This window comes from Rhodococcus sp. NPDC059969, from assembly GCF_042738325.1.
Taxonomy (GTDB): Bacteria; Actinomycetota; Actinomycetes; order Mycobacteriales; family Mycobacteriaceae; genus Rhodococcus_F.
Map to the genome: position 1 here is coordinate 413,880 of NZ_JBHWUF010000001.1, position 11,154 is coordinate 425,033.

An 11,154-nucleotide genomic window follows, 5' to 3' on the forward strand; every position below is an offset into this window, starting at 1 on the left:
CTGTCAGAACGCATGAAAATTTCCACCATTGGTTTGTGCAGTTGCGCTCAGGTACTCGGCCACCTCTGTCGCCGGCATCGGTCGACTGATGTAGTAGCCCTGGACCAATTCGCAACCGGCGGTGCGCAAGAGCCTCAACTGGTCGGCTGTCTCCACGCCTTCCGCCAACGACTGCATTCCGAGCGCCTTCGCCACCTCGACCACCGACGTGACAACTGCCGAATCACCTTCGCTCAATTCGGTGATCAACGACCGGTCGATCTTGAGAATGTCCAATGGCAGTTTCTTCAAACTCTCGAAAGACGAATAGCCGGTTCCGAAGTCGTCCAAGGCAATCGCAATCCCGCTTGCGCGTAGGCGATCCAACTCGGCGACGGCAAGCTCCTCTACCGCTCCCGTTTCTGTGATTTCCAGCTGAAGACGTTTGCTGGACATACCGGTTGCCTCCAGCGCATCGTTGACTGCTGATCCGAAGCCGGACGACATCAATTGCACCGGAGAGACGTTCACCGTCACGTAGGTGTCGTCGGGCCACGTCGTCGCCTCGGCGCACGCCATGTGCAGAACCTGGAGCCCCAACGGGACTATCAAGCCCGTCTCCTCCGCGACATCGATGAAAATGTGCGGCGCGAGCACTCCCCGCACCGGATGATTCCAGCGAAGCAGCGCCTCGAATCCCTCGACGCGTCCATTGTCTGCCAGAACCTGCGGTTGGTAGTACAGCTCGAACTGCCTGGACTCGATCGCAAGCCCAAGCTCTTGCAGGGCCGATGCTCGTTCCCTGGCCCGCGCCCGCAGCACCGGTGAGTATCTTCCTACCCGGTTCTTACCAGCGGATTTTGCCGCATACAGCGCCAGGTCGGCGGACATGACGAGAGTGTCGGCGTCTTCGGAGTCTGCCGGCGCACCGGCATAGCCAATCGATGCCCGGACCTCGATGCGATTCCCCCGCACGAAAAACGGCTCGCGCAATGCAGCCAGATAACGTGCGAACACCGTGCCGCTGTCCTGCGACCCACGCACGATGAGTCCGAATTCATCACCACCGATTCGGGCACACATGGCACCGTCAACCACCCGATTGAGCCGTGCAGCAACGGAAATCAACAATTTGTCACCGACGGGGTGCCCTAGCGTGTCGTTCACCGACTTGAAATTGTCGAGGTCGAGGATGCCGACAAGAACCTGCTCGCCTGTCCGGACGGATCCGAGCGCGTCGGACAGCTCCGTGCCGAACGTCCGGCGATTCGGAAGCCCGGTCAGTCCGTCGGTTGCAGCCAGCCACAGAATTCGCCGTTCGTAGCTGTACTTCTCGGTGACGTCCGAACCCACGCCGCGCCAACCCACGAACTCCATGACCTCGGAAAGCCTGGGATGACCCGACAGCGACCACCATCGGTCGACTCCCCCGACACGCACCGGAACAACTACCTCACGAAACGGCATCATGCGGGCCAGATGGTCTCCGATCACCTCGGACGCGGCTCGACCGCTCTTCGTCGAACCGACGTCGAGCCGATCCAACAATCCGCGCAGCGACAGGGTTCGCAGGTCGGAAACGGGCACGCCCGAAATCTCCGACAGCCGAGCGGAGGTGTGCGACAACGTCCCGGTGTTGTCGACTTCCCACAGCCAGTCCCGTGACCCGCCCTCGAAATCGTCGAGAAGCAAACTGACTGTCTGACGCTCGGCAGCAGCCTCGAACTCGGCAAGACAACGACTTCGGAACGACGCCCAGAGGTACACGACGCCGATAATCAGTGTCACCGAGTAAACGACCAACTGGAACGAGAGGACAGCGTATTCCGTGGTTCTCTTGGGCAGGATAACGACGAGCAATCCGATGCTGTGCACCAGAATCCACGCTACCGCTATCGAACGAACCGTCGACAATGCTACGGCGCCGGCGCCCATGACCCCGGCGAATGTCGCTATAAGCACAAGCTTTCGCGAGTTGTCCGTCACGGGAAGCATCGCGGCGGCGAGAACTACAAGCAGAAGCCCAAGCAGGATCACCTCGAGCATGAGCGCCCAGTAGTCGTACCTCGTCGTATGTTTGGGCGTGTACCGACCCTTCAGGACGACTCGCGGTATCCAGACACGCACCGAGTTGAGGACGACCAAGAAGGCCGCAGCACCCCATATCACCCGAAACTCGTTGTGACCGGGGGGTATGACATACGCAAGCAAAGCGCACACGCTGAGTACATTGACCATGTTGGCCAGTGGCGCGACCGTCGTCACCTGCAGTATCTGGCGTGCGAAGAGGTCGCGCCGCTCGACGTCAGACAGTTCGGCGTCGCTCGCACTCGAAGTCAGCCTGCTCAGCATTTAACACCCTCCATCGTGGAGCCGACCAGATGAAGGTAGCGCGTGCACGCAGGAGCGACACCCTATGGGAGATAATTGGGTAGCGAACCCCATTGCCAACTTGGGCATTTCATACTTTTAGGACATTGGAGGCGCTACGACGGACCGATCCACCCCGGAATTGCATAGCCATCGACAATGTTGACAGAACACGAACGGGCTGAAACTTATGACACATCAGCCGGACCGATCCACCCCGGATACTGCACACCCAACGGCATTACCGGAGCCACAAAGCCTTTTGGCTGGCGCCGCAACTGCGCAGTCGGAGTTTCATAGATCAGCTCCGGAAACTGCTGCAACCACCAATCCTGGCACCCTGGCGGAATACCGTTGCCGCCATTCGCAGGGGGATTCGACGACCCCGAGAGATAGACGTAGGGCTGAATCTTCCACGACCCGAACACATCCCAGGATGGCGTACGGTCCCCAGGCTCCCCTCGCTCGGGATCGGAATCGACAACGCCCGGCAAACCCGGACTCTCACCCCGATTCTTCAACACAATTCGATACGCGTGGTCCGGAAACTCTACCGACCAGTTTCGCCCCTCCGTCGTATTGATCATGTAGCTGCACACCGTGCCCGACACCTCGGCATCCGTTGCAGAGTAGTCGGTGATATGAGCAAATACGGTCTCCCCCAAAGGAGCCAGATACTCTGCCCGCTCAGCGAACCGTGTGCTCTGCCCCGGGCGCGGTTGTTCCACAAGAGCCGAGGTATAGCCAGGAAAGAAGTCGTCGACCTCACTGATCACAGGCCAGTAGCGTCTCGGCTCGAACGCTGCTCGCAGCAGTTCCGATCCACGCGAGAACAAATCGACGCCGGCATCTGCTGACCACACGTTCGGCACAAAGTTGTCGAAGGCCGGGACCACTTCGGTGGTCGCGCCACGACCCTCGGGATCCGATGTACCGCAGGCAGATACACCCAGAGCGACACATAGAGACAAACCCGCTAAGCTCCGAACGCGCTTATCCATCGGTCAGCACGACGATTTGATATGCATGCAAAATGCCATCCGCATCGGTACCACCCAAGACTTCGAACATTTCCGCGCAGTCCGCACCAAGCTTGATATCGTCGGGCTCAGTCTTCACCACCTCATTCCAGCTCATCAGTTGCCCCGATTCGTCGAAGTACTTCCCGTACTGATCCCGGATCTCCATGGGCATCTCGGGCACTGCCCTCAGAATGTTGTAGGTGTCACGCTGAAAATCAGGAGGGTTGAGGGCCGCCTGATCTGCTCCACCCGGAGGCTTCCCGATCATCGCACTCTGCAAAGAATTCCCCGAACTATCGATCATCAAGTTGACGAACTCGCCACCTGGAAGTTTATCGATGCCAAAGGAACCCATCGTCGACAGTGCGGTGAATGCAGCTTCTTTTCGATCGTAGATGACCTGAGCGTGCGCAGCCTTGTCATCGTATTGGTCTTGAACGGCCTCGAGCATCCCGCGATCGATCAAGCCGTGCAACCTACCGACCCTTTCCAACTCGGCCCTCGAGTCGCTACCGGTGGGATCTGCGGCATACCGGCCCTCCGATGCCAATTGTTCGGCAATGGCAGCCTGCGTGAGTATCCTTCCTGCCCCCTCATCAGTATTCATCAGCGCGAAAACATTGGCAGAGCCTTTGTACTGGTTGTTATCAGTGGGATCGGCCCATTCCCCGCGATCGAATCCAGCGACGTTCGGACCCGGACTGCCGGCAAGGTCCGAAACGTAGGGGCTCATGCTCCGTGAAACTGTTTGCAACAGATCTGGATTGAGCTGACCGGCCGATTGGCCGTCGGATTGAGGAACGTCGGACAGCAGTTTCCACGCTTCGTCGGTACTGACCGCCGCACCGACAGCCGACATGATGCTGCCGGTACGAGTTGCCGTAGCCACATCGGTGGGATCATTCGGGTTTTCGACTGTGGCATCACCACCCGAGAAATCGAAGAGCGTCGACGCAGCTTTACCGCCGTCAGTCCAGTTGTGCGACAGTACATCCTTCACAAATCCGCCGCCGGATTCCGGATTGTTCACGGCGGCATCCACGGCAATTTTGTCATCTCCTACAGCAGCGAAGATCTGCTCGGTGATCGCCATATCCTGGGTACCACGCCCATCGACCGTGAAGTACTCGAATTTATGTTCCGGGTTCTGTTCATGAGCTACCTGCGCATCCAGGTATTTCTGCCCCACATCGAGAAGCGCACTGTCGAGGGCACTGCCGCTCTTGTACTGATCGTCGCCCATCGAAACAATGTCGGCGATCGCCTGATTGTCGGCAACGCCGTTGAGTGCAATGCTGGGAAGGCCGGATCCGCCGACTACGTCAAAGCTGTTTACCACCAGGTCATCCCGAGTCAGAGACTCTCGCATCTTGTCGGGTAGAAGGTTCAGACCACCCTTGGTCGGAACGTCCGGATCACCCTCCACCGACGCGCTGACATTCTCGTTGGACAGTATCTGCAGCGAGTTTGCGACCGAAGCCTGCGCATCGGGCGGTAACTTCGAGAGCAGGTCTTCGATCTCCTGGGGCGATTTCCCGTCCAGTGATCTTCCCAGTTGATTGAGGTACTCCATCTGCGACGCCGAAATTGTCGCAGTTTCACCCCGCTCCAACGCCGTAGCCTGTTCCGATGTCAGGTGGCCGGTTTCCGTGATCCGCTGCAATTGCTCGAGTGTCAGCGACGTTGGGTCGGTCGCGAGAGCGTCAGAATCACTCTTACCCTGCTCCCCACCCGAGGTAACAGCGGATACGAATGTCACACGTAGCCCGTCACGAGCGCCGGCCAGGGAGCTTCGCACAGTGTTGTCCGCATTCTCGGTGGCATGTGCAGCGTCGGTCAGCTCACGTTGCCGTTCGACCATCAGGGCAACACGGGCGGTGTCCGGTTCGGCCGCGGTGTCCGTGAGCAGAAGCGCATCCGAGACCACAAATCGATCCGCTTCTGCTGCAAGAACTGCCATTCGGGCCCGCTGCAAGGGAGCGTCGATCTCGTGAAAGCCTTGCTGTGCGGTCTTTGCCAGAGATTCGAGAGCATCGACAACCTCGCCGGCAGTCTTCCTGTCTGCGGCGGCCCTGTCCTGAGCCGCTTCCGCGGTCTTCCCTTCCCAGTAAGCACCGTGCACGGTGGTAACACTGCTGAAATACCGTGAAAACAGATCTTCCACCTTGCTGCCCAGGGCAATCCAGGCGTCGGCAATGGCGGTGAGCGACGCTGGATCCCATGATTCGATCTGTGCACGCGTCGGGGTCATGCGGTGGGTTCCTGGGCGACCCAGGCGCCTGTGGCGTCGGTGTACGTGGTGGCAAGTTCGGCAGCAGACTGCTCGTCGCGACTGCGGAAATTTTCGGCGACGTTGGTCATGATGTCGCCGGTCTCGCCCAACCGTTCCTGCAGGGAGGGAACCAGCAAACCCTCGACAAGCTCGTGCGAGATCGCTGATGCTTCGAGAAAAGAGGTCAGCACCGTATTCGCTGGGGCAAAAGAAGAATTCCCGAGCAAGGGCCCAGGCGCCATGGGGACAAACGTGCCCCCAGCGGCCGGAGGAGCACCGGCCGACGGTCCCACGCTCAGCCGACCAGCTTCATCCGCGAGCCCGTGCAGCACCCCGCCCAAGCTTTTCAATTCAGCGATATCTGCCGCAAACGTACCCACGATTCCCCCTCGGACGCACGAGTCAGCCCCCCTGACTCGTGCAACGTCGGCCAAGTATACGTCGAGGCCGCCGACTTACAGGTCCGAGGCGAGCGGAATTTCCTTCTCCGCGCGGTCCGTCATCCACTCACGGAGGACCTTGGTGGCGATGACGTCGTCCTCGTTGTACTGCAGGATGCGTGTCCGCTGCGTCTCGTCCGGCTCACCGTCGTAGCCGACCGCCTCGCGGTACCACGCCATCGACGCTTCACCACCGGCTTCGGCGTCACGCCAGTTGAATCCGGCGACGGGGGCAATCTTCTTGAGTCCCTTGCCGTTCGGGCAGATGAACTGATCACTCACCGCTTGATAGATGTCGACCCACTGCGGACTGTCGATGAATTCGCGGATCTCGTCCTTGCTCGGAATCCCGGGTTCACCGGCAAACCTGCGCGCCGAGTCCAACAACCATTTGTCCTCGGCCGAACGCGAATAGCAGTACGCGGCAAAGGTTTTGCCCGAAGCAGCGGCTGCGGCACGTTCCGCCATCAGCCAGCCCCAGAACTCTGCGAACGACCGCGCCTCGTCACGCGTCGGCAACGGATCCCACGTCGCAAATCCTCGATACATCGAGAAGCCGCCGACATTGAGCAACGTCCCCCACAGGTAGGCGCCGTGCTCCTGATAGCTCTCCATGTCGACGTCGATCTCGATGTCCGCCCGAGTCACCGAGATCTTCTCGAACCGCCGCACCAACGGAGCATCCACCAACCACGCCTTGGCGATCACCACTGCGTCGTCGAAATTTCCGTGCGGCCAATCCTCTAGCGGCTCACCGTCCCAGGCGGCCAGCTGATCGATCGTGTTGCAGCCGACGTCGCGCAGAAGCTCCGCGCGCGATCCGACAGCCACCAGGCTGACATCACGGTTGCGAACCAACTCCTGCTTGCATTCGGTCCACCACGGGCACGACTTGCACTCGCTCACCTGTGACGGAGACGTCAGCACCTCACCGCGGGCAACAGCGATACGGTCGGCGAAACGCTCGTCGTAATCGTCGAGAATCGCGCTGAGGTCGTGGACGAGGATGCAGTCTCCGTTGTATCCGATCGCGCCTGCCGTCAGCGACGGGCTCGCCATCCCACGACGCTCGAGCATCCGGTAGACCTGCGCGACGCGCATCTGATCGCGGACCTGACTGCGGACCTTGCGCTTGGGATCGACTGCGGGCTCCCATTCGAAGAGCCCCGAGGTGATCGCGCCCTGACCCGGATCGGTCACCTTGTGATTGACGACAATGACGGGGATGTACCCGCCGCCCTCGTCGTCACGGATGAGCATTTCGCAGCGGCCCTTGCGGCCGGTATCGCGCTCGACCGGCAAGACCGCGCCCCAGATCCGGTCCGCGCCGGCCTCACAGGCAGCCAGAGTGTCGCGAGCCTGCGCCGACGCCGATTGATCGGGGTTGATCTTCACCCAACGCTCGGGAGCAGCGCCGATCACCAGGTCGGCGATCTCCGCGCGCTTCGCGATCGCGGCATCCTGGCGCTGCTTCACGCCGGTGTCGACGGGTTCCGAAGCCGATTTCCCGGGAAACAACCCGTCCAGACGCACCCGATGACGGCATCGGGTCAACGCCCCCGAATCGATGATCGGGAGCTGGGGCGCGGGGTTGTTAACGGAACACACGATGACGAAGATTATGTGCTCCCCTAGGCTGAAGCCGAAGCGCAGGTACCTGGCAACACACAAACACCTGGAAACGGGGTCCTTTTCGATGGGGTTGTTCAAGAAGCGAAAGTCTCGTGCCACCCGCAAGGCGGAGGCAAAGGCTCTCAAGCACAAGGCTGAGGTCGAGGCGAAGCTCAACGCCAAGAGCCAGCGTAAGCGCGACAAGGTCGAGACCAAGTCGCTCAAGAAGCTGGAGAAAGCCGAGATCGAGTCAGCGCACAAGATCGAGAAGGCGCAGATCGCGACCCTGAAGGCGCAGGAGAAGGCCGCTGCGAATCAGGGCCTGACCGTCGCCAAGGTGCGTAAGTACCTGGGTGTGGCACGTCTGCTTGCCCCCGTTCTCCTGCCGATCGCCTACCGTGCGGCCACGGCAGTGCGCGCCCAGCTCGACACCACGCGCGCACAGAAGATGGGCATCGCCGTCGACCAGCTCGGTGACTACACCGGTCACGGCGCGAAGTTGAGCGCTCGTATCGCCGGTGCCGAGAGCTCGGTCACCGAGATCCTCAGCCGCAAGCCCGACGACGCGGAGACGCAGCGTTTTGCCGCCGCCATCCGTGAGCGCCTCGGCGACCTCAGCACGGCAGTTCGCGCTGCGGAGCAGATGCCGCAGGCTCGCCGTAAGGCAGCTCATCAGGCAATTTCTTCCGAACTCGACGGCGTCGAAGCAGATCTGCTCGCACGTCTCGGCGTGCGCTAGACCTGAGTAAGCCAGTGAGAGCAGCCGAGCAGACCGCGACCCTCCGGGGGACAGCTGTCGGTTCCGCTTCGGCTGCTCTCGCTGTCGCTGCGCACGGAATCGGTGGAGGCGAGCTGCCACAGTCGTCGTCGCTGACCCTGCTGCTCGCGGTCTGCGCAACCGTCGGCGCGGTGACGGCCACCCTTCCCGCCCTCTCTCGGGGACCCGCGGCACTGATCGTGGCTCTCGGCCTGGGTCAGCTTGCCGCGCACACCACCATGACGCTCTCCGAGCACGCTCATTCGCCCGCTCCGGGATTGGTGATGCTCGGTGCTCACGCCGGTGCCACCGTCGCCTGTGCGGTGGCGGTCCTGGCCGCCGAGCGCCTCTACCGGGTTGTCACCCACGCTCTTCACGTCGTCCTGGCGTCCCTGGCGCCCGCCGCCGTCACTTCCCGCGGCCACACCGTCTCGACCGGAATCCATCACGGACCCGTCGACGCTCTACTGCGCGCCAGCATCTCGCGGCGCGGTCCTCCTGCCCTGGTCTGAAGATTCGTAGAACTCCCCACCCCTTCACCAGACCAAGAGGACACTTCCCGACATGAAGAACACCCTGATTTCGCGTGCGGTTGTCACGACCGTTGCTACCGGCAGCGCCGTGCTGCTGGCCGCCGGAATTGCTTCAGCACACGTCAGCGTCGTCGCACCAGGAGCTACGCAGGGCGGATACTCCGTTCTCACGTTCCGCGTGCCCACCGAATCCGACACCGCTTCGACCACCAAGCTGACGGTGGCGCTCCCCGACCTCAAGTCGGCACGTACCGAACCGTTGCCCGGCTGGACCGCCGTCGTGGAGAAGGACCCCACCACGTTGGTCGCCAAGTCCGTGACCTGGACCGCCGACCCCGGCGTCGGAATCGCGCCCGGCCAGTTCCAGCAGTTCGTTCTTTCGGCAGGCCCGCTGCCGGAGCAGGAAGAGGTCGAGTTCAAGGCCGTCCAGACGTACAGCGACGGGAACGTCGTCAACTGGGATCAGGAAGAGCTGGCCGACGGCAGTGAGCCGGACAAGCCCGCGCCGACGCTGACTCTCGCCGCATCCACCGGTGATGCCCACGGAGCCCCCTCTGCCGATAACACTGCCGAGACTTCCGCCGCATCCGAATCTTCTTCGTCGGACAACACCGCCCGTTGGCTCGGCGGCGTCGGCCTGGTGCTCGGCGCGTTGGGCGCTGCACTCGGTCTCGGCGCACTGGTCAGGAGCAAGCGCTGATGAGTACGCGGATCAAGGTCATCGCCGTCGGCATGCTCGCGATGCTGGCCACGATGCTCGGAATGGGCACTGCCAGTGCACACTCCGCGGTGGTCGGCTCCAACCCGGAAAACGGCGCGTCCGTTCAAGCTGCGCCTGACAAGGTTTCGGTCACGTTCAACGAGGCCCTGCAGGCGCAGTTCGCGGCACTGACCGTCACCGGCCCGGACGGCAACCTCTGGACCAAGAGCGATCCGTCCGTCGAAGGTCCCACTGTCAGTGCAGACCTCGGCGATCTCGGACCGACCGGCGTCTACACCATCGCGTACCGCGTCACCTCCGCTGACGGTCACCCCGTCAACGGAACCCTGACCTTCACCCTCACCGAGGCAGGGTCGGGAACTCCCGGCGCTGCAGCCGCGTCGAGCACGGGTGAGTCGGAGTCCGGCAGCATGCCGGTGTGGATCTTCATCGTCGCCGGCATCGTCGTATTCGGCGGTGCGCTGTTCTTCGTGCTCCGTAAGCCGAAGTCGAGCTGATCGCGTGACGGGTACGGCAAACAGGTGGTGGTTGCTGTTTGCCGTACCCACAGCTCTGCTGGGAGTCCTGATCGCCTGGGGCCTCGCCAGCCCGTCGGGACCCGAATCGTCCAGCACGGTCCGCGTTCTCGCGATCGGATGTGGTTCGTTGACGCTCGGCATCGCGACGCTCGCCTGGATGGGCCGCAGTGAACGCCGCCCGGCAACAACCCCCGCCGTCATGTGGACTCAGCTCACCGCGGTGGCAGCAGTGTGGCTCGTCGCCGAGATCACGCTCCTCGTGCTCAATGCCGCAGCGGCCGACGGCGCCCCGGTCACCTCGCTGACCATCGGGCACTTCGGCGCATTCGTCTCCGAGGTCAACGTCGGCCGCGTCGGCGTCGCGATCATCGCGTGCGCGTTTGCCGTCGTCTGCTACGGCGTCTACGGATTCACCAATCCCGAGACCGTTCCCGTCGCACCGGCATTGGTCGTCTCCGCGTTGGCCCTCGCTGCCCGCCCGATCACCGGGCACATGGCGCAGCAGAGCTTCGGATCGATCCTCGACGCCGTTCACGTCCTCGCTGCGGCCTTGTGGTTCGGCGTGCTCGCCGCACTCGCGCTTGCCGTACCGTCGCGCGGTGCCTGGGCGATCTGGTTGCCAAAGTACTCCGCCCTCGCCTGGCGATGCGTCCTCGCGTTGGTCGTCACCGGTATCGTCAACGCCGTCGTGCGACTCGACTCGCTCTCCGCCTTCTACGACACCGCTTACGGCCGGGTGATCCTCGCCAAGATCGTGGCGATCGCCCTGCTCGTCGCACTGGGTTGGTGGTGGCGCCGGACGTGGGTGGTCGCAAGTGCCGCACACCGCATCAGTGCGGACGGATCCCTTCGCCGCGCCGTCGGTGAAGTTGTCTTCATGGCCATCGCTTTCGGGCTTGCCGCGGCCCTTGCGACAACTGCGTAAGACGTG

The 11,154-nt window shown here is 62.2% G+C and carries 10 protein-coding genes; 5 read left to right on the forward strand and 5 right to left on the reverse strand.

Annotated features, from left to right (window positions below; all coding sequences use genetic code 11):
• Positions 1-3: 3 nt before the first annotated feature.
• The 5 genes from ACFWAD_RS01950 to ACFWAD_RS01970 all read right to left on the reverse strand — a co-directional run bounded on the left by ACFWAD_RS01950 (position 4) and on the right by ACFWAD_RS01970 (position 7,655).
• Complete coding sequence (locus ACFWAD_RS01950) at positions 4-2,331, reverse strand: putative bifunctional diguanylate cyclase/phosphodiesterase (protein ID WP_378540933.1); 2,328 nt, start codon at positions 2,329-2,331, stop codon at positions 4-6.
• Positions 2,332-2,537: 206 nt separating this feature from the next.
• Positions 2,538-3,350, reverse strand: a complete 813-nt coding sequence (locus ACFWAD_RS01955; RefSeq protein WP_378540935.1) for a hypothetical protein — start codon at positions 3,348-3,350, stop codon at positions 2,538-2,540.
• A complete protein-coding gene (locus ACFWAD_RS01960; protein WP_378540938.1) occupies positions 3,343-5,130 on the reverse strand; it encodes a hypothetical protein in 1,788 nt (595 codons plus the stop codon). Before ACFWAD_RS01960 ends, ACFWAD_RS01955 begins: the two co-directional genes overlap by 8 nt.
• Before the next feature lie 488 nt (positions 5,131-5,618).
• Positions 5,619-6,023 (reverse strand): hypothetical protein, encoded by a 405-nt coding sequence (locus ACFWAD_RS01965; RefSeq protein WP_378540941.1) that lies wholly within the window; start codon positions 6,021-6,023, stop codon positions 5,619-5,621.
• Positions 6,024-6,098: 75 nt separating this feature from the next.
• Positions 6,099-7,655, reverse strand: coding sequence for a TM0106 family RecB-like putative nuclease (locus ACFWAD_RS01970; protein WP_378542889.1), 1,557 nt, complete (start codon positions 7,653-7,655; stop codon positions 6,099-6,101).
• A gap of 124 nt (positions 7,656-7,779) precedes the next feature.
• On the opposite strand from ACFWAD_RS01970, the gene ACFWAD_RS01975 reads away from it, so the two are divergent.
• Genes ACFWAD_RS01975 through ACFWAD_RS01995 form a run of 5 tightly spaced genes read left to right on the forward strand, consistent with a single transcriptional unit; the run spans position 7,780 to position 11,148 of the window.
• Positions 7,780-8,433, forward strand: a complete 654-nt coding sequence (locus tag ACFWAD_RS01975) for a DUF6474 family protein (RefSeq protein WP_378445457.1) — start codon at positions 7,780-7,782, stop codon at positions 8,431-8,433.
• A 14-nt stretch (positions 8,434-8,447) separates the two neighbouring features.
• Positions 8,448-8,963 carry a hypothetical protein gene (locus ACFWAD_RS01980; RefSeq protein ID WP_003944165.1) on the forward strand — a complete coding sequence of 172 codons (516 nt, stop codon included), beginning with the start codon at positions 8,448-8,450 and terminating at the stop codon, positions 8,961-8,963.
• Between the two features lie 52 nt (positions 8,964-9,015).
• On the forward strand, positions 9,016-9,684 hold the full coding sequence (locus tag ACFWAD_RS01985) for a YcnI family protein (protein ID WP_378536415.1): 669 nt from the start codon (positions 9,016-9,018) through the stop codon (positions 9,682-9,684).
• On the forward strand, positions 9,684-10,202 hold the full coding sequence (locus ACFWAD_RS01990) for a copper resistance protein CopC (RefSeq protein WP_378540943.1): 519 nt from the start codon (positions 9,684-9,686) through the stop codon (positions 10,200-10,202). The genes ACFWAD_RS01985 and ACFWAD_RS01990 overlap by 1 nt, the downstream gene beginning before the upstream one ends.
• 4 nt (positions 10,203-10,206) lie before the next feature.
• The gene (locus tag ACFWAD_RS01995; protein ID WP_378540946.1) at positions 10,207-11,148 is read left to right on the forward strand and encodes a copper resistance D family protein; all 942 of its coding nucleotides are present in this window, start codon (positions 10,207-10,209) and stop codon (positions 11,146-11,148) included.
• Positions 11,149-11,154 lie beyond the last annotated feature (6 nt).